The sequence below is a fragment of the Streptomyces sp. NPDC048278 genome (genome assembly GCF_040652195.1).
Lineage (GTDB): Bacteria > Actinomycetota > Actinomycetes > Streptomycetales > Streptomycetaceae > Streptomyces.
In genome coordinates this window covers 12,083-37,718 of record NZ_JBEZLP010000022.1, presented here as the reverse complement: position 1 = coordinate 37,718, position 25,636 = coordinate 12,083, and the positions used below count along the sequence as shown (strand labels likewise).

General features: G+C 71.6%; 20 protein-coding genes and 1 pseudogene. 10 read left to right on the top strand and 11 right to left on the bottom strand.

The features are described from left to right. Positions 1-11: 11 nt before the first annotated feature. From AB0D74_RS31695 to AB0D74_RS31680, 4 genes are read right to left on the bottom strand one after another with little or no spacing between them, the layout of a single operon-like run. Positions 12-830, bottom strand: coding sequence for an ABC transporter ATP-binding protein (locus AB0D74_RS31695; protein WP_362594619.1), 819 nt, complete (start codon positions 828-830; stop codon positions 12-14). Positions 831-854: 24 nt separating this feature from the next. Further along, positions 855-1,631 (bottom strand): ABC transporter permease subunit, encoded by a 777-nt coding sequence (locus AB0D74_RS31690; protein ID WP_362594617.1) that lies wholly within the window; start codon positions 1,629-1,631, stop codon positions 855-857. Continuing rightward, a complete protein-coding gene (locus tag AB0D74_RS31685) occupies positions 1,628-2,401 on the bottom strand; it encodes an ABC transporter permease (RefSeq protein ID WP_362594827.1) in 774 nt (257 codons plus the stop codon). The genes AB0D74_RS31690 and AB0D74_RS31685 overlap by 4 nt, the downstream gene beginning before the upstream one ends. 32 nt (positions 2,402-2,433) lie before the next feature. Continuing rightward, positions 2,434-3,399, bottom strand: a complete 966-nt coding sequence (locus tag AB0D74_RS31680; RefSeq protein WP_362594615.1) for an ABC transporter substrate-binding protein — start codon at positions 3,397-3,399, stop codon at positions 2,434-2,436. A gap of 199 nt (positions 3,400-3,598) precedes the next feature. Here AB0D74_RS31680 and AB0D74_RS31675 point away from each other — a divergent pair, with 199 nt between their 5' ends. Further along, the gene (locus tag AB0D74_RS31675) at positions 3,599-4,324 is read left to right on the top strand and encodes a helix-turn-helix domain-containing protein (protein WP_362594613.1); all 726 of its coding nucleotides are present in this window, start codon (positions 3,599-3,601) and stop codon (positions 4,322-4,324) included. Here the strand turns inward: AB0D74_RS31675 and AB0D74_RS31670 are convergent. From AB0D74_RS31670 to AB0D74_RS31660, 3 genes are read right to left on the bottom strand one after another with little or no spacing between them, the layout of a single operon-like run. Further along, a complete protein-coding gene (locus tag AB0D74_RS31670) occupies positions 4,275-5,213 on the bottom strand; it encodes a PDR/VanB family oxidoreductase (protein WP_362594611.1) in 939 nt (312 codons plus the stop codon). The genes AB0D74_RS31675 and AB0D74_RS31670 overlap by 50 nt on opposite strands. Next, complete coding sequence (locus AB0D74_RS31665) at positions 5,210-5,389, bottom strand: hypothetical protein (RefSeq protein WP_362594609.1); 180 nt, start codon at positions 5,387-5,389, stop codon at positions 5,210-5,212. Before AB0D74_RS31665 ends, AB0D74_RS31670 begins: the two co-directional genes overlap by 4 nt. Continuing rightward, on the bottom strand, positions 5,386-6,450 hold the full coding sequence (locus AB0D74_RS31660) for an aromatic ring-hydroxylating dioxygenase subunit alpha (protein ID WP_362594607.1): 1,065 nt from the start codon (positions 6,448-6,450) through the stop codon (positions 5,386-5,388). The genes AB0D74_RS31665 and AB0D74_RS31660 overlap by 4 nt, the downstream gene beginning before the upstream one ends. A gap of 1,078 nt (positions 6,451-7,528) precedes the next feature. Between AB0D74_RS31660 and AB0D74_RS31655 the strand changes: the two genes are divergently transcribed. From AB0D74_RS31655 to AB0D74_RS31640, 4 genes and pseudogenes are all read left to right on the top strand, one after another. After that, entirely contained in the window at positions 7,529-8,074 is a 546-nt protein-coding gene (locus tag AB0D74_RS31655; protein WP_362594605.1) for a hypothetical protein, read from the top strand. A 685-nt stretch (positions 8,075-8,759) separates the two neighbouring features. Continuing rightward, a pseudogene (locus AB0D74_RS31650) lies at positions 8,760-8,880 on the top strand (IS30 family transposase); the annotation flags it as partial. After that, complete coding sequence (locus tag AB0D74_RS31645) at positions 8,874-9,143, top strand: hypothetical protein (protein WP_362594847.1); 270 nt, start codon at positions 8,874-8,876, stop codon at positions 9,141-9,143. The pseudogene AB0D74_RS31650 and the gene AB0D74_RS31645, both read left to right, overlap by 7 nt. A gap of 133 nt (positions 9,144-9,276) precedes the next feature. Further along, positions 9,277-9,561, top strand: coding sequence for a WhiB family transcriptional regulator (locus tag AB0D74_RS31640; protein WP_362594825.1), 285 nt, complete (start codon positions 9,277-9,279; stop codon positions 9,559-9,561). Between the two features lie 392 nt (positions 9,562-9,953). On the opposite strand, the gene AB0D74_RS31635 is transcribed toward AB0D74_RS31640, so the two are convergent. Both AB0D74_RS31635 and AB0D74_RS31630 read right to left on the bottom strand, forming a co-directional pair. Continuing rightward, positions 9,954-10,118 (bottom strand): hypothetical protein, encoded by a 165-nt coding sequence (locus tag AB0D74_RS31635; RefSeq protein ID WP_362594603.1) that lies wholly within the window; start codon positions 10,116-10,118, stop codon positions 9,954-9,956. 342 nt (positions 10,119-10,460) lie between these two features. Next, entirely contained in the window at positions 10,461-11,012 is a 552-nt protein-coding gene (locus AB0D74_RS31630; protein WP_362594601.1) for a DUF308 domain-containing protein, read from the bottom strand. A gap of 444 nt (positions 11,013-11,456) precedes the next feature. Between AB0D74_RS31630 and AB0D74_RS31625 the strand changes: the two genes are divergently transcribed. Then, positions 11,457-13,988, top strand: coding sequence for a lysylphosphatidylglycerol synthase transmembrane domain-containing protein (locus AB0D74_RS31625; RefSeq protein WP_362594599.1), 2,532 nt, complete (start codon positions 11,457-11,459; stop codon positions 13,986-13,988). 128 nt (positions 13,989-14,116) lie between these two features. After that, positions 14,117-16,858, top strand: a complete 2,742-nt coding sequence (locus AB0D74_RS31620) for an AAA family ATPase (RefSeq protein ID WP_362594597.1) — start codon at positions 14,117-14,119, stop codon at positions 16,856-16,858. A gap of 58 nt (positions 16,859-16,916) precedes the next feature. Here AB0D74_RS31620 and AB0D74_RS31615 read toward each other — a convergent pair whose 3' ends face one another. Next, positions 16,917-19,688 (bottom strand): AAA family ATPase, encoded by a 2,772-nt coding sequence (locus tag AB0D74_RS31615; protein ID WP_362594595.1) that lies wholly within the window; start codon positions 19,686-19,688, stop codon positions 16,917-16,919. Between the two features lie 141 nt (positions 19,689-19,829). Between AB0D74_RS31615 and AB0D74_RS31610 the strand changes: the two genes are divergently transcribed. Beyond that, positions 19,830-22,565 (top strand): AAA family ATPase, encoded by a 2,736-nt coding sequence (locus AB0D74_RS31610; protein WP_362594593.1) that lies wholly within the window; start codon positions 19,830-19,832, stop codon positions 22,563-22,565. Here the strand turns inward: AB0D74_RS31610 and AB0D74_RS31605 are convergent. After that, positions 22,496-22,885, bottom strand: coding sequence for a hypothetical protein (locus tag AB0D74_RS31605; protein ID WP_362594591.1), 390 nt, complete (start codon positions 22,883-22,885; stop codon positions 22,496-22,498). The genes AB0D74_RS31610 and AB0D74_RS31605 overlap by 70 nt on opposite strands. 264 nt (positions 22,886-23,149) lie before the next feature. Between AB0D74_RS31605 and AB0D74_RS31600 the strand changes: the two genes are divergently transcribed. Both AB0D74_RS31600 and AB0D74_RS31595 read left to right on the top strand, forming a co-directional pair. Further along, positions 23,150-23,629: a hypothetical protein gene (locus tag AB0D74_RS31600; RefSeq protein ID WP_362594589.1), complete on the top strand. Its 480-nt coding sequence runs from the start codon at positions 23,150-23,152 to the stop codon at positions 23,627-23,629. Positions 23,630-23,695: 66 nt separating this feature from the next. After that, positions 23,696-25,585, top strand: a complete 1,890-nt coding sequence (locus AB0D74_RS31595; protein WP_362594587.1) for an amidohydrolase — start codon at positions 23,696-23,698, stop codon at positions 25,583-25,585. The last annotated feature ends 51 nt before the right edge of the window (positions 25,586-25,636 follow it).

Here is a 25,636-nt window from a genome sequence, read left to right as displayed (position 1 = left end):
GGCCGGTCGGCTCAGTGCGGTGGAGGCGTGTCCGACGTCGTGACCGGGTCCTCCCCCCGGGGAACCCCGCGCTTCGCCGCCTGGATCTGCTCGTAGACGTGGGTCCGCAGTTCGGCGAAGCGCGGGGCGACCCGGGTGTGCAACTGGTCGCGCTCGTCCGGCAGATCGACCTTCAGCTGCTCCTGGACGACGGTCGGCGAGGCGGACAGGACGATCACCCGCTGGCCCAGGTAGACCGCCTCGTCGATGTCGTGGGTGACGAACAGAACGGTGATCCCGCGCTCCCGCCACAGCCCCCGGACCAGGTCCTCCAGATCGGCCCGGGTCTGGGCGTCGACGGCGGCGAACGGCTCGTCCATGAGCAGCACCCGGGGCTCGTAGGCGAGGGCGCGCGCGATCGCCACCCGCTGCTGCATACCGCCGGACAGCTGCCACGGGTAGGCGCCGGCGGCGTCCGCGAGACCGACCGAGCCGAGCGCGTCGGCGACCAGCTCCCTGCGTCGTTCGCGCGGCAAGTGCTTCTGTTTCAGCGGGAGTTCGACGTTCTGGGCGACCCGCATCCAGGGGAACAGGCTGCGGCCGTACTCCTGGAAGACGAACGCCATCCCGGGCGGCGGCCCGGTCACCTTCCGCCCCTCCAGGAGGACTTCGCCGCCGGACGGGGTGAGCAGGCCGCCCATGCACTTCAGCAGGGTGGTCTTGCCGCAGCCCGACGGCCCGACCAGACAGACGAGTTCACCCGCCGCCACGGTGAAGGTGAGGTCCCGCACCGCCTCCACGCGGCGGCCGGATCCGTCGTAGACCTTCTGCAGGCCGCGTACGTCGAGCATGGACCACCCCTTCGCGAGGTTCATTCAGGACCGCCGGGTTGTCGCGCGCAGCCCGTGGTACCAGCCGAGCACCCGCCGCTCGACCACCTGGAAGACCACCGACAGCACGAAGCCGAGCAGGCCCAGCAGCAGGATCCCGGTCCACATGCCGGGGATCGCGAACTCGCGCTGGAACTGCACGATGGTGAAACCGAGCCCGTTGCTGGCCGCGAACATCTCGCTGATGACCATCAGGATGATCCCGATCGACAGCGCCTGCCGCAGGCCCGCGAAGATCTGCGGACTCGCCGAACGCAGTACCAGCGTACGCAGCCTCGCCGCGCCCGTGATGCCGTAGGAACGGGCCGTCTCCGCCATCACCGGGTCGACCGCCCGCACCCCCTCGACGGTGTTGAGGAGGATCGGCCAGACGCAGCCGCTGGCGATCACGATGATCTTCATGCCGTCGCCGATGCCCGCGAACAGCATGATGACCGGCACGAGCACCGGCGGCGGCACCGCCCGCAGGAACTCCAGGACCGGTTCGCACACCGCCCGCACCCGCCGGTACGAGCCGATGACCGTGCCCAGGGCCACGCCCACGACGGCCGCCGACGCGTACCCGGCGAGCAGCCGCAGCACACTGCGCAGCAGGTCGTCGCGGAGCCGCTGACCGGTCCAGACGTCCGGGAAGGTCCGCAGGATCGTGCGCAGCGGCGGCCAGTAGACGTCGGTGCTGCCCGCGGAGGCCAGCCACCACAGCGCGACCAGGACGGCGGGCAGGGCGAGGAGGTACCCGGCCTTCAGCAGTACGGCCCTCACACCGCCACCTCCCCGCGCACCGACTGGTGCCAGGCCAGCGCCCGCCGCTCCACCGACCGGGCGCCCACGTTGACGACCAGCCCCAGCAGCCCGGTCACCACGATCAGGGCGTACATGTCCGGCACCGCCTGCGAGGCCTGGGCGACCGCGATCTGCTGCCCCAACCCCGGAGACCCGATGACCAGTTCGGCGGTGATGGTGAGGATCAGCGCGACCGCGGCGGCCAGCCGGACGCCGGTCATCACGTACGGCAGCGCGGTCGGCCACAGTACGTGCCGGACCCGGGCCCAGGTGCCCAGGCCGTACGACCGGGCCGTCTCCTCGGCGACCGGGTCGACGTCCTGGACGCCGTACATCACCTGGATCAGCACCTGCCAGAACGAGGCGTAGACGACGAGCAGGAGGACCGAGCGGAGTTCGGTGCCGTAGAGGAGGATCGCGAGGGGGATCAGGGCGACCGAGGGGATCGGGCGGAGGAACTCGATGGTGGAGGCGGTGGCCGCGCGCAGGTGCGGGACGACCGAGAGGACGACGCCGGCCGCGATGCCGGCGCCCACCGCGACCGCCAGGCCCACCGCCCAGCCGGTGAGGGTGTCGCCGAGCGCCGACCAGAAGGCCCCGTCGGCGAGTTCGGTGCCGAGGGCGCGGGCGATCCGGCTGGTCGGCGGGAAGTAGTCCGCCTTGACCAGGCCGAGCCGCGGCACCGCCTCGCCGAGGGCGAGGAAGGCCGCGAGTCCGGCCGCGCCGAGCACGGCGTTCAGCCCCTTCACGGGACCCTTCACGGGTTTGGCCGCGGGTTCGGTCACGGCAGCAGCTTGTCCAGGTCGGGGGCCGTCTTGAAGAGGCCGTCCTGCTCGCTGAGCTTCTCCAGCGTCTCGATTGACGAACGGTTCGCCTCGGCGGGCCACTTGGGCAGCGTCACCTTGGCCAGCACGTCGGCCGGGGTCTTGGTGTAGGTGGTGACGATCTGCCGGACCTCGTCCGGGTGCGCGTCGGCGTACGACAGGGACTCCGCGACGGCCTCCTGGAACTTCTTCACGACGGCCGGGTTCTTCTGCGCGTACGACGTCGAGGTGAAGTACATGGCCACGGTGAGGTTCTGCGCCACGTCGACCAGCGGCGAGGCGATCTCGGCGGCGCCCTGCAGCTTCATGGTGGCGAGGGCCGGTTCGACGGCCATCGCCGCGTCGATCTGGCCCTTGTCGAGCGCGGCCGGCATCTGGTCGAAGGCGAGCTCGACGAAGTCCACCTTGTCCGGGTCGCCGCCCGCCTTGCGCACGGACTCGCGGACCGCGGTCTCGTTGATGTTCTTCAGCGTGTTGACCGCGACCTTCTTGCCCTCCAGCTGCTTCGGCGACGTGATGCTGCTGCCCTTCTTCACGACCAGCCCGCCGAAGTCCTTGCCGGCCACACCGGTCGAGGCCACGCCGTTGGCGATCGCCTGCACCGGCACGCCGTTGGACCGGGCGATCATCAGCGAGGTCATGTTGCTGAAGCCGAACTGGAACTGACCGCTCGTCACACCGGGCACGATGGCCGCCCCGCCCTGCGCGAGGGTCGTCGACAGCTTCAGGCCGCGCTTGCTGAAGAAGCCCTCCTTCTGGCCGAGATAGAGGGGGGCCACGTCGACGATGGGGATGATCCCCACCTTGACCGTGGTGGTGCCGCCCGACGAGGTGGCGGTCGACGACGAGCCCCCGGAGGAGCCGCAGGCCGCCGTGGCGAGCAGGAAGGTGCCGGTCGCGAGACCGGCGAGCAGACGACGCATGGCTCCTCCTGTGCAGACAACGGTGTTCCGACAGGCTGTGCGCACTGCGCACAGTGGTGCTCGATCAGGGGGTGCTGAGCGGGACGGTAGAACCGGCCGGAGGACCGGGTCAATGGGGTTGGCTGACAAAATTGTTGACAGTTACCGAACCGCGCTCTCACCGTGTTCCGGGTATCGGCCATGGAGGACCGGGAAGGCGATGAGGCCCGTGAACGCCCGCGCACCGCACTTCGTGAGGTCCTTCGAACGCGGCCTGGCCGTCATCCGCGCCTTCGACGCCGAGCATCCGGCGCGCACGCTCAGCGAGGTGGCCCGCGCCTGCGACCTGACCCGCGCCGCCGCCCGCCGCCTGCTGCTCACCCTCGCCGATCTCGGATACGTCCACTCGGACGGCCGCCTGTTCCGCCTCACCCCGCGCGTCCTGGAACTCGGCTACGCCTACCTCTCCGGCCTCGACCTGCCCCGCCTCGCCGCCCCGCACCTGGAGCAACTCACGTCACTGGTGAAGGAGTCGGCGGCGCTGTGGGTCCTGGACGGGGACCACGTCGTCTGCGTCGCCCAGGTCCCCGCCCGCCGGGTCATGGCCGCGGCCGTCGCGGTGGGGGCGCGCTTCCCGGCGCGCGGTACGGCGGCGGGCCGCGCGATGCCGGCCTCCTCGCCGCACGCCGATGGCACCGAGGACCATGTGCTGCTCGACGGCGACCCCGAGGACGGCGTGACGACACTGGCCGCCCCGGTCCGGGACCGGAGCGGCCAGGTGGTGGCCGGGGTGAGCCTCGCGGTGCACTCCGGGCGGATGTCCGCCACGAGGGTCCGCCGCGATCTGCTGCCGGGTCTCCGGGCGACCGCGGCGGCGATCGAGGCGGACCTGCGGATCACAGATCCAGCACCAGCCGCGCCCCTCGGCACCGCGACACGCAGATGAGCATGGTCTCCCCGGCCGCCCGCTCCTCCTCGGTGAGCACCGAGTCCCGGTGGTCCGGGTCGCCTTCGAGGACATCCGTCTCACATGTCCCGCAGGTCCCCTCGGTGCACGAGTAGAGCACCTCGACCCCGGCGGCCCGGACCGTGTCGAGCACGGAGACACCGGGCGCCACGGTGAGGGTACGACCGCTCTGCGCGAGGACCACCTCGAACTCCCGCTCCTCGCCCGCAGGTTGCTCCTTCGGCCGGAACCGCTCCACACGCAGCACATCCGCCGGACAGCGCGCCTCCACCGCGTCCAGCAGCGGCCCCGGACCGCAGCAGTACACCAGGGTGCCCGCCGGGACGTCGTCCAGCACCGCGCCGAGCTCCAGCAGCCCCGACTCGTCCTGCGGGGCGACGGTGACCCGCTCCCCGCCGTACCGCGCCAACTCGCCGGTGAACGCCATGGACCGCCGGGTCCGGCCGCCGTACAGCAGCGTCCACTCGGCGCCCGCGGCCTCGGCGGCGGCGAGCATCGACAGGATCGGGGTGATGCCGATACCGCCCGCGACGAACCGGTAGCGGGGTGCGGGTTCGAGCCGGAAGTGGTTCCGCGGTCCGCGCACCCGCACCTTGCCGCCGACGCCCAACTGCTCGTGGACATGGGCGGATCCGCCTCGCCCGTCCGGTTCCCTGAGGACCGCGATCCGCCAGTGGGACCGGTCCCCGGGATCGCCGCAGAGCGAGAACTGCCGTTCCAGCCCGGGCCCGAGCAGCACATCGACATGTGCCCCCGGCTCCCAGTCCGGCAGTTCCTCGCCGAGGGGATGCCGAAGGGTGAGGGCGACCACGCCGTCGGCCGCCGACTCCCGTTCGCTCACGACGAGTTCGGCTTCGTACAGGCTCATGAGGTGCGCTCCGGGGGGTGGTGGCCTTCGGGGTGGCCGAGCATCCACTCCCACATCCCGACCGGGTCCTGGGCGGTGTGCTCGGCGCCGCAGTGGCAGGTGCCGTGCAGGACGTCGGTGCCCGGCAGCCAGTCGATGCGGTAGATCTCCCCGGTCCGGCCGGTGGGTGCGCTCACAGGACCTTCTCCACGGGCTTGTCGCCCTCCTCGACCAGCCGGGCCAGGATGCGGCGGGCGGCGAGACCGCCGGTGTCGATGTTGATGCTCAGCTCCTGGTAGCCGGCCCGTTCCGAACCCAGCGTCCGCTGGAGGAGGTTGAGGGCGTCCACGTCCTGCATGACCACCGTGTGGTTGTTGCTCCGCAGGAACTCGGTGACCTCCGCGTCGTCGGTCGCCCAGTCCCGGGAGACCATCCAGAAGTCGTACACCTTGCCGTCCGAGGACGGGGTGATCGCATAGGTGATCTCGGTGTGGAAGCCGTTCGGGTCACTGCCGTCGGCCTCCGGCACCACACCGGTCGGCGCGATCCGGCTGTGCAGCAGATACAGGCACGGCGCGTGGTACTCGATGTCCTGCCAGCGCGTGATCCGGCCCTCGATCCCGGTCGAACGGGCGTAGAACGGCGGGCACTCGGCGTCGTCCATGTGCCGGCTCACCCGCACGATCCCCGCGCCCTCGTCGACCTCGGTGGTGATGGGCGTCTCGGCGACCTCGGGGGTGCCTATGTAGCCGCCGTGCAGATAGGTCTCGTGGGAGAGGTCGAGGAGGTTGTCGACGAGGAGGCCGTAGTCGGCGTCGATGGGCTCCATGCCGCGCACGGTCAGCCAGCCGGGGGAGTCGAGGTGCCGGGCCCGCGGGACGGCGCCCGCGTCGGCGAGCGCCGGGTCGCCGACCCACACCCACACCAGCGAGTCCTGCTCGACCACCGGGTAGGAGGCGACCCGGGCGGTGCGCGGGACGCGTTTCTGCCCCGGCACGTACACGCAGGCCCCGGTCCGGTCGTAGGTGAACCCGTGGTACCCGCACACGATCCGGTCACCGTCGAGACCGCTCTCCGACAGCGGGTAACGGCGGTGCACACAGCGGTCGCTGAGGGCGACGGGTGTGCCGTCCTCCGCCGACCGGTAGAACACGAGGGGTTCCCCGAGGATCGTCCGCCCGAGCAGCTCACGCCCGACCTCGTGACTGTAGGCGGCGACGTACCACTGGTTCCTGGCGAATGCGGTGGTGTGCGGCATGGCGGTTCCCGTCCCTGTCGGCGGGGCGTCCTCGCCCCGCGTGCCGTGGTTGGAATCAGGGTCGTGAGGCCTGCACCGACTCGGCAAGACGGCTTCTGCCAGGCGGAAGAACTTCTGTAAAGAGGCTGGTCAGAGCCTTGTTCTCGCAGTCCCTAGGCGCCAGGGTGGAGTGCCGCGTGCTGTGGCCGTTCGGTTCGCGCTCAAGGGCGCCGGAGGTGGCGAAAGCGAGTGCTACTACTCGCAGGGTGGGCGTTAATCGCCCAGTAATATCCACTTAGTTGCAATTAATGATGCTCCTTTGTCGGCGGATGCTCGGTACAGCGGCAAGAATCAGCATCACTGCAGGTCAAGTACTGTTCGTTTTGGAGTCTGGGGCCCTCGGGGCGAATCCGGGTCGAATCCGCACCCTTTCAGGCTGTTGAGCATGTTGCCGCTGGTCAGGGTGGTGTGAGGTCGCGTGCTGGTTCGCCTTGCGGATGGGGGTGGCGCGGCGAGCAGTCGGGCCGATGAGCCGCTGAAGAGGCACTGATGGGCGGTGGCCGGCTGCCAGGGGCTTGGGCTGACCAGCGGATTCTTCGCCGCTGGTGGCGGTCGCCTTTCGTGATCATGTCCTGCGGAAATGTCTTCAGGCGGGACGGCTGATGTGTGACGGCCCGGGAATGGTGGTTCCTGGCCGAAGCTGACCTGCCGAGCGTTTCAGGGGCCGTCCAGGAGCCGCGCGGTGGTCGGGCCATGTGGCAGAGGCCCCGCTGCCTCGCGCGGCAGCCGGCGCTCTCGCACCATCCGGTACACCACCGGAACTGCCATTCCCCGGCGCCGACATCAGCACAGCCTCGGTCGGCTCGCCGTCACCAACGCCGAACTGGAAAATCTTGGTACCGCGACGAGTTCATGGGTCCGCGAGGCCCCTTGAGCGGCGCTCATGGAAGTCCTGCTCCCGGCTGGGCAGTTGGGCGGCACACCTTTCGGCGGCCCGTAGAAGTCCCCACGTACAGCCAGCTTGATTCCCCAACCGGCAGTCACACTCAGTAGCCTCGGTGCTGGCTATGGGGACCTGGCGCATGAAGGGGTTGTGATCGTGGCACGTACCTGGCTGTCCATCCGGTTGGAGTTGGTCTCCGGGCACGGTGCAGACCTGTGGCCTCGCCCCGGCCGCGTCTTCGGCGCCGCGCGCTCGCACTCCTTCGCTCAGTTGGCCACGGCCGTCGATCTCGCCTTCGGCCGCTGGGATTTGGCCCACCTGCACCTGTTCACGTTGGCCGACGGTGCCCGGGTCAGCCCCCTGGGCTGGTGGGGCGACGAGGCCCCGGACGGCACCGTGGATGGCCATGCGACCAAGCTGAGCAGGCTGCAGGCCGGCGAGCAGTTCGCCTATGTCTTCGACATGGGCGACGACTGGGCCCACCTGTGCACGGTGGCGGAAAAGCGCATCGATCCCCTCGATGAACTCGGCGAGGCGCCCGACCGCCCGGTTCCCTACCGGGGCTGGGGCAGCCTCCCGGACCAATACGCACGCCGCTGGGACGGGGGCGACGGGGAATCACCGATGCCGAAGCGGCCGGCCCGCGGGCTCAGCGACCTGCCTCCGATCCTGCCGTGGTGGGGCGAGCGCCGCCGAGGATGACCTCACGCTGCGTATGCGCGGTGGTGGGCTGTGCCCCAGCGGCGTTCATTCGTGCCGCCTACCCGAGCGCGACACGCGTGACGCGAGGCGGCCGGGTTGTGTTCCGCCTGACGTGTCGCTCCCGGATAGTTGACGGATACCGAACGCAGGTCTTCTCCATCTCGAACAGAACCCGGCGTACAGCCCGACTCGTCTGCCGCTCTGTATTTCCGCAGGTCAGAGGCCATGTTTTCTGGCTGAACAAACTGTCCGGGTCGAGTCCGGGGCGAATCCGGAGTGTTTTCGGACCTGTGTGTCGTCCGCTCTGTCCGATCTGTCGGAGTGTAAATAGGGCAGTCCGGGTGTATTTGGTGGGTGCTGGAGTCGTCGGAAGTCCTTGGCGGTGAGCAAGAAAGGCTCGGACGCACTTCAAAGTATCGTCCGGCGTGTCCCCTTGCGAAGCGGACTGATGTCGGTCTGGAGGGTGAGGTCGGATTCCTCTGCTGGGCCTGCCCGAGGGCTGAGCACCGAGCGGGCCGACGGATTGGCTCAGGCCATCCTGGCAGCCAACACGGCGAACTATCACGGGGATGGCTCGGCAATCTGCCCGATCGTCATGCCCTCCACCGTCGATGGCCGCCCTGCACAGGTCACCGACCCCCTCACCAATGACCAGAACTGGGCATCTGGTGCTCTGGATGTGCGCCATGGACTTCCCGGCCAGTACTTCCCCCACGGGCACCGGCCTGTCGCGATGGCAGGCCGACGAACTCCGGGCCGTTGTGCCGGCATTCAACAACAGGCTCCGCAAAACCCTCGGTTGGAAAGGCGTGGCGGTCTGCACCTGGGCGTGGACTACTGCCACGCCACCAGCGGCCCGGTCACGTTCGAGCGGCTGGCGGGCACCTTCGTCCTCATCATCAACGCGGTGGGCGCCAAGCTCGACGCCGACGCCTACCTCTCCCTCCTGGCCCGTGGACATTCGTACGCCGCTCGCGGGTCTGTACCGCAAACGCGCCGGCGCCGGCAGCCCTGCTCGCCTCCCCCTCGCGTGTACGCCCGGCGGCCCACTCGCTGGGTCCTGCGCTGACTGCACCCGGCCTCCCGGATGTACGCAAGGCGTTCAGTCATCTCACACAAGACCGTTCCTGGATGAATTCCTACTGTGGCGCAGAACGGAGCGATGTGGCGGACCGCCACCGACCTCGAAGGAGACCCGGAGCGTGAGCACACACCTGACGACAGCGGCGACAGGCCCGCTGATCTCTGGCAGCACCACGACGCCGGTCACGGGCTGGCGAAAGCGGGCGGCTTGTAGCGGCACCGATGTCGAGACGTTCTTTCCGCTCCCCGGCGACTGGGCCGGCAGGCGGCGCGCACTCGAGATGTGCGGCCGATGTCCGGTGCTGACTCAGTGCCGCCAGTACGCGACCGGTCACGGGGAACGGCATGGAATCTGGGGCGGGCTGACCGAGGAGGCCCGCGAAAGAATGATGCGCCGGAAGTGACATGCCCCGGCACCGCACACGGTGCGGTCTCGTCCTCAGCCGGATGGCAGACGCCTAGTCCCGGGGGCGGAGGGAGTCTGGGACACGTCCCGTTCAGCTTCGGACCCAAGGAGCAGGTGCGGACTCCGCGGTGAGCGTTGCCGGCATCTACTGATCGTCGACCGGGACCGTCCCCGAACTCGCCAGAGCGGCAGCTACGGCCGCCGAGAAGGCGCGCGCAGAGGTACGGCTGCGAAAGGTGCGCGAGCCGGTGCCGGACGAGGCCTTCGGAGCCGACCAGGGCTGAAGCGAGCGCTGGCCCGCCGCCCCGCACATAACCGTTGCGGGCCTCCCGTCGCCTGGCTCGACGACCTGGAGTGGGTCGATCCGATCCTGCTCGGCTCGCCCACCCGCTACGGACTGCCCGCGGCCCGGCTCAGGAAGTTCATCGACACCACCGGTCCGTTGTGGGCGCAGGGACGGCCGGTGAACAAGATCTGCTCCGTGTTCACCGCGACCGGGACGGCCCACGGCGGCCAGGAGCCGACGATCCTGGCGATCGACGAAACTTCCGTCACTGGGGCGCGATCATCGTTCCGCCCGGCTACGCCGAACCCATCCAGTTCCAGGCAGGCAGCCCCTATGGCACCAGCCACGTCTCCCCGGAACGGCGAGATCCCGCCGGGACCGGTCGAACCGGCCGCCATGGACTTCCAGGCCTGCCGCGTCGTGGACATCGCCCGGCGTGTGCGCCCGCAACCGCCCATGTGGCCCGGCATCCCGGCATCCCGAAGGACGAGAGCCCGGGCCTGCTGCCGGGGTGGGTACAGCGCTGATCCCGCGTTCCGCCGAAGCGCCCCACCCGTACTCATGTCGGGTGGGGCACTTCGTCGGTCGCGGGGTCCGGGGCCTTGCCCGGCTCAGACGCCCACCGGCTCTGCGCCGCCGACGTCCTGCAGGACGCGACGTTCCTGGAAGGACGCGGTGATGCCCCCGATGCCGTAGACGATGCTGAACAGCCCGAAGACGGTGGCCAGCGAGACCGCACCGATGTCCGGCCGGACGAACAGCACGAAGGCCAGCGCGACCGACACCAGGCCGGTCAGGATGAACAGGGCCCGCTCACCCGGCTTCTCTCCGCGCTGGAAGGCCAGGCCGATCTCCAGGCCACCCGTCAGCAGGGCATACGCGGCGATCCAGATCGTGAGGGCCATCGCGGTGATGCCGGGCCAGGCCAGGGCGACCACGCCGGCGACGACATCCAGCAGGGCAAGGAGCAGCCAGCCGAAGACTGGACCCATCCGGTCGCTGCTGAAGGCGCGCATGGTGTCCGTCGCCGCGCCCATGAACGCGTAGACGGCGAACAGGATGACGAAGGCGCCGATGGTGATGCTGGGCCACACTACGGCGACCACTCCGACGGCAACCGCCAGCAGACCGCGCCAGAGCAGTGCGTTGGGCGAACTGAGCATGATGATCTCCCACTCGATGAAAGTCTCGCCTGGGTCCGGACGCGAAGCGAGGGATGCCGGTGGTGCCGTCCGGCTCTGCTCGAGTCGTGTCGTCCACCCTGAACGCTAGGGCGGCCGGCCTTGCTGCTGATCCGTCATCCGACTGCGTTCCCTACTTCATCCCAGGGGGCGGATCGAGCCGTGTCCGGGCCTGCTGCGGACATGCAGGATGCGGTGCAGTCATGTGACGGAAGCCCGGGCCCGCGCCCCGGCGAGAGCATCGGTGCTGTCCGCGCAGCAAGGAGTCCACATGGTCACAACAGCGCCAGTTCGTCCGGGTGTCGAGGACCGATGGCGCCGCTCGGCATCGCCGCTGCGGTCGCGGCAGTCCGCCCGGGGCCGAGGGGAGAGCCTTCGCTCTGCGGACATGGGCGAGCGCATGGGTGATCCGACCGGCGGCCGACCGTGATCGAAGGCCGACGCATCCACCTCGCCACGGACGTCGTCAGCCACTCCGCCGCGGGCGCCTCGCAGGGCCCGCCGGATCCGGTGATCGACGCCCCGCAGCAGCAACCGGTCCGCCGGGCGGCCGACCTGTGGCGGCTGCTGCTGTCCCTCGCCGCGCTCACGGCGACGGTGCTGCTCGCGGTCGCGACGCGGGATTTCGCCCGGTCCGCGCAGGAGGGGCTGCTCAGCGCGGCGACCGCGCTGCCGCCCGGGCTGCGCGACGGTCTGGTGGGACTGGTGCAGGGGTGCGCTCTGCTCGCGCCGACCTCCGCACTGGCACTGTGGGGTACGCGGCGGCGGATCGACCCGGTCCAGCGGGTGGTACCCGCGGCGCTGCTGGGCGCGCTGACCGCATGGTCCCTCACGCACCTCGCGCTGGCGCGCAGCAGGCCGGATCTGTGGCCGGAGGTACTGGCCGGCCGGGCCGGTCTGGTGCACGCGGGCTGGCCCTCGGCGGTCTACCTGGCCGCCTGCGCGGCGGCGGTCGTCGGGGCGGGTCCGTGGCTGGGGCCCCGGGCCCGGCGGGCGTTGTGGTCGCTGACCGCCGCGTGTGCGGTGTTGAGCGTCGCGGCCGCCGCGATCGTGCCCCTGGACGCCGTCGCGGCGCTCGCCGTGGGTGGCGCGGCGGGGTCGGCCGTGCTGTTGCTGGGCGGAGCCCCGACGGACCGCCCGGCGGCACAGGCGGTCGCCGACGCCCTGGTCGCCAGCGGAATCCCGGTCTCCACCCTGCGTGAGCTGCCCTCGGACGACCAGCGTCCCGGTGCGGGGACCGTCTACCACGCCGAGACCGCCTCCGGTTCCCGGTTGGCGGTACGGGTGCTCGCCGCCGAGGACCACAACCGCGATCTGTTCCACCGGCTCGCCCGTCGGACGCTCCTGCGCCACCCGGCCGACGCGACAGCCCGGTCACCGCTCGGGGCGGCCGAGCACGAACTGCTCATGCTCGTCTTCGCGGCCCGGACCGGCGCCCGGGTGGACGAGCCCGTGATGGCGTATCCGGTGGCCGGGGGCGGCGCGCTCGTGGCGACCGTCGAGAAGGGCTCCCGTGTGCTGTCCTCGCTGCCGGACTTGGAGCTGACCGACGACGTGCTGGAAGGCGTGTGGACGTCCGTGGCCCGACTCCAGGAGCACCGGCTCGGTCACCGGGCACTGCGCCCGGAGCACGTCCTCGTCGAACCGGGCGGCGAGTCCCGGCTCTTCGCGTTCGCGCGCGCCCAGCTCGACGCTCCCCCCGAGGTGCTCGGCAGCGACATCGCCGAACTGCTGGCGACGACCGCGATACGGGTCGGCCCCCAGCGCGCCACCGTGTGTGCGCTCGCCGGCCTAGGACCGGACCTGCTGGCGACCGCCCTGCCCTACTTACAGCCGCTCGCCCTGATCGGCCCGGCGCGGCACGACGTCGCCCGGTACGACCAGGCCCGCGCACGCGCCGCCAGGGAGGGTGCCCGCCGACGGCGGACGCTGCGTGCCGGCGGCCGTCCGAGTCTGCTGCGTGATCTCGCCGCCGAGGTCGAAACAGCCAGTGGTGCGCCGGCGGCCGCGCCGGCGCATCTCGCGCGCTTCACCTGGAAGAGTGTTCTGGGCCTGCTGGGCGCGTTCCTGGTCCTCCACCTGGTGCTGCCCCAGTTCGCGAACGCTCCGGCGGCCCTCGACGCGCTGCGCGACGCCAACTGGTGGTGGGTGCTCGCGGTGCTGCCCGTGACCTTCGTCTCGCAGGCGTTCTCGACGTGTCTGCAACTGGGCACCATCCCCGACCGGCTGCCGTTCCTGCCCACGTACTGGGTGCAGTTCGCCAGTTCCTTCCTGAACCGGATCACCCCGGGCAACGTGGGCGGCATGGCGCTCAACCTGCGCTATCTGCAGAAGACGGGGATCGAGACCGGTGCCGCCACGGCCTCCGTCGGGCTGCAGAGCCTGGCCGGTGCGGTCTCCAACGCGGTTGTCGCCGCGGTCTTCTTCGCCTTGGCGGGGCAGCACCAAGGCGGAGTGCGTCCGGACCTGCCCTCCGGCCAGAAGGTGCTGTGGGCCATCGCCCTGACGCTCGCCGCCGGGAGCCTGCTCGCGCTCACCCGGCCCGGCCGGCGCTTCCTGGGCGAGAAGGTCTGGCCGTTCCTGCGCGCGGCCGGGTCGACCATTGCCGGGATCGCTTCCCAGCCGGCCAAACTCGCGGTGGGCGTCACCGGCGCGCTCGGCCTGCCTCTGGTCCAGGTCGTCGGTATGGCGCTGAGCGTTCACGCGTTCGGCGGCGGGCTTGCCTTCCTCCAGGTCGGTGCCGCGTACATGGCGGCCCGCCTGATCGCCGGCGCGGCTCCCGTGCCGGGCGGTCTGGGCGCCCTGGAGGCCGGTCTCATCGCCGGTCTGACCACGCTGGGCATGGCGGCCGGGGCGGCCACGTCGGCCGTCCTCGTCTACCGGCTCCTCACGTTCTGGCTCAACGTCCCCATCGGCGCGGCGGCGCTCGGGGACGTGCAACGCCGGAACTACGTCTGAAAGAAGACTCGAGTACGCAGAACGAGCAGCCGATACCGTCGCCCACGCTGCTGTTCAGGACGCGGGCCCTTCGTGCCCACCGGACCGGAGCGGCTCCCGCGAGGATGTCGCTCGTAGGAGGGATGAACATGGCTGGGCTGATCGGTCGTGACTCCGAGACGGCTCAGCTGGAGTCGCTGTTGGACGGCGCGTCGGCCGCCTCCCCGGCCGGCGGGGCACTGCTGGTGCGCGGCGAACCCGGGATCGGGAAGTCCGCGCTGCTGGAAGAGGCGGCCGGCCGGGGACGGGACCGCGGGATGCTCGTGCTGAACTGCTCGGGCGTGAGCGGTGAGGCGCATCTCGCGTTCGCCGGTCTGCACCAGATGCTGTGGCCGGTGCGTGCCGATGCGGACGCGCTTCCCGCCGTTCAGCGGAACGCGCTGTTCGCCGCACTCGGGCTCGTCGACGCGCCCGTCCCCGGCATCCACCTCGTGGGGCTGGCCACGCTCGAGTTGCTGACCGAGTGTGCCCGGCGGGCTCCGGTGCTGATGGTGGTCGACGACGTCCATTGGCTGGACCGGCCGACGTCCGAGGTGCTGGCGTTCCTCGCCCTCCGGCTGCACGCGGATCCCGTCGTCCTGGCGGCCGCGTGCCGCGACGGCGAGGGGGACGCCGGTCCGCTCGACACGGCAGCCCTGCGGGAGCTGCGGCTCGGGCCGCTCGACCCCGCGGCGGCAGCCGCCCTGCTGGACTCCTACGGCAGGCTCGACCCTCGGACGCGCCGGCGCGTACTGGAGGTGGCGGTCGGCAACCCGCTGGCGCTGGTGGAGCTGCCCACGGCGCTGCGCGGCAGGCCCGATGACACCGACCCGCCCGCGTGGCTGCCACTGACGGCCCGGCTGGAGCGGGCGTACGCCGACCGGCTGGCCGGGTTGCCGGAGGCGAGTCGGACCGCGTTGCTGGCCGCCGCTCTCGGCGGCGACGCGCTGGCCGAGGTGCTCGACGCGGCAAGCCGGGTGGCGGGCACGGAGGTGTCCGCGGCGGATCTGGCCCCCGCCGTGGCGGCGGGGCTGGTCGAGATCGACGCGGCTCGGGCGCGGTTCCGGCACCCGCTGGTCCGCTCGGCGGTCCACGAGGCGGCGAGCGCGGCACGGCGCGGGCAGATGCACGCCGTGCTCGCCGAGGTGCTCGCCGACGCGCCCGACCGCGCGGTCTGGCACCGGGCGGCGGCCACGGTGGGTCCGCACGAGGAGGTGGCCGCCGATCTGGCACGGGCCGCGGCGAGGGCGCAGCTCCGCGGCGCGACGTCGGTGGCGGCAGCGGCCCTCGCGGAAGCGGCCCGGCTCACCGCGCAGCCGGCGAGGCGTGGGCATCTGCTGCTCCGCGCCGCGGAGCAGAGCCATGAACTCGGCCAGTGGCAGACCACGCTGAGGCTGCTCGACCAGGCGGAAACACTGGAGCTGGACCTGGGGGATCAGATCCAGCTGCGCTGGTTCCGCGAGGTCCTCAGCCCGGCCAGCAGCACCGGCACGCCGCCGCTCGCGGATTTCGCCGACATGGCCGACCGGATGCGTCGGGCCGGGGACACCGAGTTGGTGCTGGACGCGCTGCTTCGCGTCGTCATGCGCAGTTGGTGGTCCAGCCCGGAACCGGAGTCCTACCGGCGGCTGGCCGTGGTGGCCGAGGCGAGCGCCGCGTACGACGCCGATCCGCGCCTGTTGAACATCATGGCGCTGGCGGATCCCCTCGGGCGCGCCGCGGAGGTGCGCAGCCGGCTGAGCGACTGCCCGCCCGCCGTCGTCTCCGCCGCCGGCTACCTCCTCGGTCTCGCCGCCCAGGCCGCCGGGGCCACCGACCAGGCTCTCGCGTTCCACACCGCCGCGAGCGCGACGCTCCGGGAGCAGGGTCAGCTTGGGCTGCTCGGCGAGTGCCTGCTCGCCAAGTCGTGGGTGGCCCTCCTGCTCGGCCGGCTCGACCTCGCCCTGGCGGCGGCGGACGAGGGCGGCCGGCTTCTCGCCGAGACCCGCATCCCGTTCTGGGCGACCGGCACGCAACTCGTGACGGCGATCGTGGCCGGCCGGCGGGGCGATGCCACGACCGCCGCCGACCTGACCGGCCGGGCCGAGCGGGTGCTCGCGACCGCCGGCATACCGTCCATGCTGACCCAGGTCCACATGGCCCGCGGCGCCGCGGCTCTCGACGCGGGCCGCTTCACCGAGGCCTACGAGCAGCTGGCGCGCGTCTTCGACCCCGACGACATCACCTACCATCCGCAGATGCGGGCCTGGGCGCTGGCCGAATACGTCGTCGCGGCGAGTCGCAGCGGCCACCAGGACGCCGCTCGCGCGCGCTGCGCCGAACTCAGCGAGGTCGCGGCCGCCACCGGCTCCCCGCTGCTGCGCGCAGGCCTCACCATCGCCGCGCCGATGCTGGCCGATGACGACGCCGCCGGGGCGCTGTTCGACGAAGCGCTGCGCGCCGACCTGAGGGCGTGGCCGCTGCATCGCGCCCGCCTCCAGCTGGCGTACGGCGCCTGGCTGCGCCGCCACCGCAACGTGGTCGAGTCCCGTACGCCGCTGCGCGCGGCCCGTGACATGTTCGACGCACTCGGTGCCACCGTCGAAGGAGAGCGCGCCCGCCAGGAGTTGCGCGCCTCGGGCGAGGAGAGCGGCGGGCGCGTGCCCGGCGTGCTGGACCGGCTGACGCCGCAGGAGTGGCACATCGCCCGGCTCGCGGCGCAGGGTCTGTCCAACCGGGAGATCGGCCAGCAGCTGTACCTGTCGCACCGGACGATCAGCAGCCACCTGTACCGGATCTTCCCGAAGCTCGGCATCACGTCGCGTGCGGAACTGGCCGCCGTCCTGGCGACGGCCCCGGACGCGGAATCATGACGTCGGATCACGGCGTCGGATCACGACGTCGGCCTCGGCCACGACCGCTGGGACGCGCTCACCGACCGGGGTCGCTCGCCGCCAACGCTTCGCGGAGCTGTGCGCGTGAGGTGATGCCGAGCTTGGGAAAGATGTTGTACAGGTGTGAGCTGATGGTCCGGTGCGACAGGTACAGCTGCTGGGCGATCTCCCGGTTGGAGAGCCCCTGCGCCGCGAGCCGGGCGATCTGCCATTCCTGTGACGAGAGTTGCGGCGTGCCCTGCGCCCGGACGCGCTTCGTCTTCAGACCGGTGGCCCGCAGCTCACGGCCGGCCCGAGCCGACCAGGCCGCGGCGCCCAGTGTGTCGAACACGCTGAGCGCGGAACGCAGCGTGGTGCGCGCCTGAACCATGCGCTGCCCGCGGCGAAGCCACGCACCGTAGGCGAGGTCGAGCCGGGCCCGGTACCACGGGGAGGCCGCCGCGCTGATCTCGAACGCTTCCCCGAACAACTGCTCGGCGTCGCCGTCGTCGGCGAGCGCCACCCGCGCGTAGTACATCGCGCGCATCACGCCCCCGGCGGGTGTACTGTCCAGCACCGGCTCCAGTCCCGCCAGGATCGTCCGGCCCTCCGCCACGTTCTCGCTCGCGGCGGCCGCCTCGGCGAGGTAGTCGATCGCCCAGACCTGCTGCACCGGGTGGTAGGCGTGGTCGCCCTCGTCCATCATGCGCCGGAGCTGGTGGAAGGCGTTCTCGGGCTGCTGACGGCCGAGCTCGATGAGTCCGTGGGAGAGCTGGGCGCCGTTGATGACCGCCTCGTTGCCGCTGAGGAGGGCGACCCGCTCCGCTTTCGCCAGCAGCCTCTCGGCCTCCTCGGTCTGGCCGCGGAGCCCGGCGAGATTGGCCCGGCCGAGCGCCGCGCACGCCTCCCACACCGGCTGCCGGGTCTCGGCGGCCAGCCGCTCGGCCTCCTCCGCCGCCGGACCGGTGAGGTCCCAGCGGCCGAGGTACATGGCGGCGAACGTCTGCAGGACGAGGACCTGGGCCAGCAGCCCCAGCCGTCCCTGCAGGCGCAGACCGTCCAGGGCGGGGCGGGTGAAGCGCAGGGCCCGGCTGAACTCGCCGCTGACGAACGCCGCACGTGCGAGCAGCCCGGTGGCCGCGGGGTCGACGTCGTCGCGCTCGGCCCACTCGGCAAGGCTGTGGACGACATGGCGGTGGCGGGCGAACCCGCCGCCCACCGCCCATGAGGCCAGCAGCCGGGGGTCCGCGTCGCCCAGCGGCAGGCTGCCGGTCAGGCTGTCGGCCGTGGTCACCACGTCCGTGCGGATGGCTTGTCCCGGCTCGGACCACCAGCAGCGGATGGTGGCACCGACCAGCAGATCGGCGGCCAGGTCGAACTCACCGTCGCCCCGTGCGCGGACGGCCGAGGCCAGCAGCCGCCGGACGCCGGCCACGTCACCGGGGGTGCCGTCGTCGAAGGCGCTGTCAAGCCAGTTGAGGCGAGCCTTCGCGGCGGGGTCCAGCCTGAGGGCACGGGCCCGGTCGATGAGCTGCTGAACGCTGTCGGGGCGACCGCGTTCGAACGCGATCTCCGCTGCCCGCAGCAGCCTTCCGCCGCGGTGGCCGTCGTCCGCGGACAGTTCGGAGGCCCGCTCGAGCCACGTCTCGGCCGAGGACGGCGCGCCGCGTTCCAGCGCGCGCTCCGCGGCGGCGTCCAGCGCCTCCGCGACCTCCTCGTCGACTCCCGTCGTGGCCGCCGCCAGGTGCCAGGCGCGGCGGTCCGGATCTGCGCCGAGAGCCTTCGCCAGGGCCCGGTGAGCGGCGCTCCGCTCCTGCGGAGTCGCGGACTGCCAGACGGCCGAGCGGACCAGCGGGTGCCGGAACTCCACCCGCGGGCCGTCGACCTTCAACAGGTCCGGCCTGATGTCGAGTACAGCCTTGTCCGACGCGGCCCCAGGCCCCGCGAGGATCTTCGCCGCGGCGTCGAGATCCCTGACCCGGTCGCCGTCGTTCACGGCCGCGAGCAGGAGCAGCCGCCGGGCTTCGGGACCGAGTTCCGTCAGCCGGGCGGCGAACGCCCGCTCCAACTGCGTGGTGAGCGGCAGTACGTCGAACGCGCCCGTGGGGTGTCCCTTGAGAGCGAGCGGCAGTTCGACGAGTGCCAGCGGGTTGCCCTTCGCCTCGTCCAGGATGCGCCGTTCGACCACGGGCGACAGGCTCGGGGCATGCAGCGCGAGCAGCCTGCGTGACGCCTCCGGGTCCAGCCCTTGCAGGACGCTGACGCCGACAGCGGGATCGCCCAAGGTGCGGTCCTGGTCCTCGGGCACCGGTCGCGACGCGATCAGGAGGACGACGGGTTCCGAGTCCAGCCGCCGGGCCAGGAACTCGATGGTGTCCCGGCTCGCGGCGTCCACCCACTGCATGTCGTCCACGATCAGCAGCAGCGGTTGCGCCGAGGCGGCGTCGGCGATGAGTTCGAGGGCGGCAAGAGCCACGAAGAACCGCTCCGGCGCCTGTTTCGAAACGCTCATGCCGAAGGCGCCCAGCAGTGCTTCCCGGTGACCTTCGGACAGCGCGTCCGCCTTCGGCAGAACTTTCCGCAGGAGATCGTGCAGGGCCGCGTAGGGAAGATGGCGTTCGGACTCCGCACCCCGGGCGGTCAGCACGGTCATGTCGCGGCGCCGCGCCTGAGTGGCCGCGGCCGCCAGCAGTGAGGTCTTGCCGATGCCCGCCTCGCCCCTGATCACGTGGGTGCGACCCCGGTCGGAGACGGTGTCCAGCAGGCCCGTCACCATGCCGAGATCGGCGTCGCGGCCCACCAGGTTCTGGCTGCGTGAGCTCTCGGTCATCGCGCGCATCGCCGCCCTTCGCCGGGGCCCGCAAGGCGCCCACCGCACATCTTCAGTATTTCTTCAGTCACCTTACTGAGGACAGGACGTACTGATCTTCATATCTTCACCACAGGTCGGATCGGGAAGTTGGGGGCTCGGATGGTCGACTTTGATCTCGCTGGCCGGACCACCGAGCTCACGGCATTGCGGGACCGGATCCACCGACTTCCCTCCCAGGGCGGCGCACTTGTGGTTCGCGGCGAGCCGGGGATCGGCAAGTCCTCTCTGCTGGATGCGGCGGCGCGGCTGGCCGAGACGGTGGGGCACCGCGCGCTTCAGGCCACCGGGTTCGAGTCGGAGGCCAGGATTCCGTTCGCCGGGCTGCACCAGTTCCTGAGGCCGGTGATCCATGCGGCGGATCGGTTGCCCGCGACCCAGCGGCAGGCGCTGCTGTCGGCGCTGGGTGTCGACGACGGGCCGTCTCCGGAGCTGTTCAAGGTCGCTCTCGCGGTGCTGAACCTGCTCGCTGAGCTGGCCACCGAGCGTCCGGTCGTGGTGGTCGTCGACGACGTCCACTGGCTCGACCAGTCCAGCCAGGACGTGCTGACGTTCGTCGCCCGCCGGGTCGACCGCGACGCCGTTCTGGTCGTAGGGGCGATCCGCAACGGTCACGCGAGCCCGTTCGCCGGGGCCGGACTGCCCGAGTTCGAGGTGGCCGCGCTGGACGACGCGGCCGCGCGCGAGGTGCTGGCCACGCGGGCCGCCGATCTGAGTGCCGCGGACCGGGACCGCATTCTGCTGGAGGCGCGGGGCAACCCGTTGGCGCTCGTGGAACTGCCGGAAGCCTGGCGGTCGTTGGGAACCGAGGGCAGGCAAGCGCCCCTGTCGACGGTGCCGTTGACCGCGCGGCTGGAGCGGGCGTTCGCGGGCCGGGTCGGCGACCTGTCCGGCGATGCTCGTGACGCCGTCCTGGTTGCCGCCGTCGACTATGACAACGATCTTTCCGAGATTCTGGCGGCGACCTCGGTCCTGTCCGGGCGGGCAGCGGACGTCGGCGTGTTCCACGCCCCGATCCAGGCCCGGCTCCTGACGGTCGACGGAACACAGGTGCGGTTCCGCCACCCGCTGGTCAGGTCCGCCATCCTGCAGGAAGAACCTCTGGCGCGTCGGCTCGCGGCCAACGCGGCTCTCGCGAAGGCGCTGGACGCCGACCCCTACCGGCGCACCATGCACCGGGCCCAGTCGATCCTCGGCCCCGACGACGAGGTCGCCGACGAGCTCGAGGCCACGCACACCATCTCCCTCAGGCGCGGTTCGGTCACCTCCGCGATCTGGGCGCTGGAGCGTTCGGCGCAGCTCACCACCGACTCGGCGACGCAAGGCAGGCGACTGCTGCTGGCGGGGGAGCACGCGTTCGGGCTGGGACGGGCGGACATGGTCGACCGGCTGATCACGGCCGCCGCGCGCACCGAACTGTCGGAGCTGGACCGGGCCAGGATGGAATGGCTCAGGGAGATCTTCAGCGACGGTGTCCCGGGCGACGCCGGGCGCGTGCTCGAACTGTGCGAGATCGCCGAGCGATCGGCGTCCGCAGGCGACTTCGACCTGGTGCTCAACCTGCTGCTCGGCGCCGCACTGCGATGCTGGTGGGCCGATACGGGTCCGCAGGCACGGGCGCGGGTGGCCGCCGTCGCCGAGGCCCTTCCCGTACCCGCGACCACCCCGCGCCGCCTTGCGGCCCTCTCGGTCGCAGAACCGGTTCTGCGCGGTGCCGTGGTCCACGACGTGCTCTCCCGGATGTCACCGGCGGGCGACTACGACGCCGACGCCCTGCGGCTGCTCGGCATGGCCGCACATGCGGTGGGCGACGCCGTCCGCGCCGTCGACCTGCTGAGCAGGTCAGCACAGAAGCTCCGGGAAGAAGGCCGGCTCGGCCTGCTGTCGCACGTGTTGACCATGCAGATCAACAACTATCTGTGGATGGGCGACTGGGACCGCGCGCTCGTGGTCTCGGAGGAGGGCCACCGGATCGCGGCGGACACCGGGCAGCCGGTGTGGACCACCGGGTCGATGAGCCAGGAGGCGATCCGCTTCGGGCTGCGCGGCGAGACCGAGCGGGCGCTGAAGATGGCGGCACAGGTGGAGGCGGAGGCCGGTCGGGACCGGCTCAACGACCTGCTCTGCTGTGTGCAGCTCGCGCGTGGCCTGGCGTGGCTCAGCTCCGGGCAGTACGAGTTGTCGTACGAGGCGCTGCACAGGCTCTACGACCCTGCCGACCCCTCCTACCACCCGCGGGAGTCCTTCGACGGAGTGATGTTCTTCGCCGAGGCCGCCGCGCACAGCGGCAACCGGCAGGACGCCGCACCGGTCCTGGCCGAACTGGAGCGCGTCGCCCGGATCACGCCCTCACCGCTCCTGCACATCCATCTGCTGTACGCCCGTGCGGTACTCGCGGAGGACGCCGATGCCGAGAAGTTGTACGCCACCGCGCTCGGCCACGATCTCAGTCGGTGGCCGCTCGTCCGCGCCAAGCTCGAACTGGCCTACGGCGAGTGGCTTCGCCGGCACCGAAGGGCGGCCGATTCCAGGACCCCGCTGCGCTCGGCCCTGACCACCCTCAAGCTCATCGGCGCCACCGCCTGGGCGGAGCGGGCCCGCGCGGAGCTGCGGGCATCCGGCGAGCGCATGTCCGAGCGGCAGGCCTCGGCCCTCGACGAGCTCTCGCCGCAGCAGCTCGAGATCGCCAGGCTCGCGGCCGACGGCCTGTCCAACAAGGAGATCGGGGAACGGCTCTACCTCTCCCCCCGGACCGTCGGCTCCCATCTCTACCGGATCTTTCCCATCCTCGACATCACCACCAGGGCACAGCTCGCGGCCCGGCTGGAGGAGAGGTGAGCGGGCGGGAGGAAGAGCCGCCCTCCCCGGGCAGCGTTCCTTGAGAAGCCGCCCAGGGCGCACGTTGCGCGGGGCGCCGGTGCCGCCATGCAGCCCCAGGTCCTGCCGAACACGCCGTCCATCAGCAGCATCGCCGTGTCGCAGCGCACGCCGTCGGCCTGTTCGCCGATCGGCCCCGGCGTGTCCACCGCCACCGTCCACGGCTCGTCGCTGACGGCGTTCAGCTGGACCACGTCCGGCCAGGGCGGGGAGTACGGGTCCCGGCCGCGGGCGTAGACCTGGCCGCCGGCCTCGATCGATCCGCCGATACGACGCCTCACCGAAGCGGCGTATGCGGGCAGCGGGTGCGCCGCCTTCGTCAACCGACCGTGGACGACACGGCCGCACAGGCAGGCGGAGGCGGCCGTGGGCGTACTGCAGACGCCGCCCCAGTCGTTTGACCGAAGCCGTGGGCCCGTACCCCCGGCAGGGTGAAGGCGGTTCGGTCCCCGCCCGCACCGCCGGAGCGGGGACCGGGATCCGCCCTGCTCACCCCGCACGTCGTGCCGGCGAACGGCACACGTCCGTCGACGAAGGGACGCACCATGGCCGACCAGGTGCCTCAGACTCAGCCCGCACCACCCGCTGCCGAGAAGGGCGGCGCCACGGGCCGCCTCGCCGAACTCTCCCAGAAGGCCCAGGAAGCGCAGCGGACGGTGGAGGCGAGCGTCGCCGAGGACCGGCAGAAGCTGTCCGCGGCCGTGTCCGCCGCGAAGGACAAGGCCGAGCAGGGCGCCCAGAAGCTGCAGGCGGGCGGCAAACAGGCCGAGGAGAACGTCGTCGGCAGCTGGAACCAGGTGCAGACGTCGTGGCACGAGCATGTCGCCTCGACCCGCAAGAAGATCGAGGAGCGCAAGGAGGAGCGGGATCTGAAGCGCCTGCAGCGGGCCGCCGACGACGCCGAGGACTACGCCGTCGACGCGATCGCCTTCGCGATCGCGGCCGTCCAGGAGGCCGAGTACGCCGCCCTGGACGCCGTTCTGGCCAGGGCGGACGCGGACGACGCGGCGGGCGGCTCGCAGTGAGCCGCTGACCGGCCCCGAACGCCGGCGGACAGCGAAGACGCCCAACCCCGAGGAGGTCCGGCGAACATGTCTGCAATTCCGGTCGGCGGCCTGGTCCCCCAGGCCACCGACGATCCCGCTGAACTCGTCGTCCGCAACGCGAAAGTCCACACGGGGGACCCGGGCCGCCCGCAGGCCGAGGCCCTGGCCGTCCGCGGCGGCGTCATCACGGTCGTCGGTGACGACACGGACGTCGCCCCGCACATCGGGCCGGCCACCAAGGTCGTGGACGCCCTCGGCCGGCGGATGGTCCCGGGCCTCAACGACGCGCATCTGCACGTGATCCGCGGCGGGCTCAACTACGTGCTGGAGCTGCGCTGGGACGGGGTGCGTACGCTGGCCCAGGGCCTGGCGATGCTGCGGGAACAGGCCGCACGCACCCCGAAGGGCCAGTGGGTGCGGGTGGTGGGTGGCTGGTCGGCCGAGCAGTTCGCCGAACAACGGCTGCCGACCGTCGCGGAGCTGAACGCCGCCGCCCCCGACACACCGGTGTTCGTGCTGCACCTGTACCAGTCGGCGATCCTCAACCGGGCGGCGCTGAACGCGGCCGGATTCGGCAAGGACACGCCCGACCCGAAGGGCGGACAGATCGTACGCGGCCGGGACGGGGCACCCACGGGCATGCTGCTGGCCGCGCCCAGCGCCCTCATCCTCTACTCGACCCTGGCCAAGGCGCCGGTGCTGGAGGGCGCCGACCGGAAGACCTCGACCCGTCACTTCCTGCGCGAACTCAACCGGTTCGGACTGACGTCGGCGATCGACGCCGCCGGCGGCTTCCAGAACTTCCCCGACAACTACGCCACCGTCATCGAACTCGCCGAGGCCGGGCAGCTGTCGCTGCGCATCGCCTACCACCTGTTCCCGCAGACCGCGGGCCAGGAGATCGACGATCTCACCCGCTGGATCTCCATGGTCCGCCCCGAGGACGGCGACGCGTGGCTGCGGCTGAACGGGGCGGGCGAGAACCTCACCTGGGCGGCGGCCGACTTCGAGAACTTCACCGAGCCGCGTCCGGAGCTCGCCTCCGGCTACGAGGCCGAGTTCGAGAAGGCGGTGCGCCTGCTCATGGAGAACGGGTGGGGCTTCCGGCTGCACGCCACGTACGACGAGACCATCCGCCGCGATCTCGCTGTCTTCGAGAAGCTCGCCGCGGAAGGACTCTTCCCGGCCGGGAACCGGTGGCTGTTCGACCACGCGGAGACCGTCTCCGCCGACAGCCTGGACCGCATCGCCTCCCTCGGCGGCGCGATGTCCGTCCAGAACCGCCTGTCGTTCCAGGGCCGGGCGTTCCTGCGCCGCTACGGACCCGGTGCCGCCGCCGACGCCCCTCCTGTCCGGGCCATGCTGGACCGTGGCCTGACCGTCGGCGGCGGCACCGACGCCACCCGGGTCTCGTCGTACAACCCGTGGGTCGCGCTGCACTGGCTGGTCAGCGGCCGGAACGCCGGCGATCTGGTCCTGCGCCCGCCGGCGAACCGCGTCGACCGGCAGACCGCGCTGGCGATGTTCACCCGCGCGGGCGCCGCGCTGACCGGAGAGGAGCAGGTCAAGGGCGTCCTGCGGCCGGGATGCCACGCAGACCTCGCGGTCCTGTCCGACGACTACTTCACCGTGCCCGAGCCTGCGATCGCGCACATCGAGTCGCTGCTCACGGTCGTCGGCGGCCGGATCGTCTACGCCGCCGGCGAGTACGAAGGCCTCGACGAGGAGCTGCCGTCGATCAGCCCCGCCTGGAGTCCGGTGGCGCACTTCGGCGGCTACCAGGCGGCCCAACCGGCCGCCGTCGCCGGCGCCCGCCAGGCGGAGCTGCTCGGGCAGGCCGTGGCCGAGTCGGAGCAGCATCGCCGGTGGCGCGTGGCGCGCGGTCTCGCACCGGACGGCCCGAGTTCGGTCTTCGACCCCTGCTTCGCCGTCTGAACTCCCCGGGACGGGCCTGGCGTTCGAGCCGCCCTTCCGGGAGACCGATCA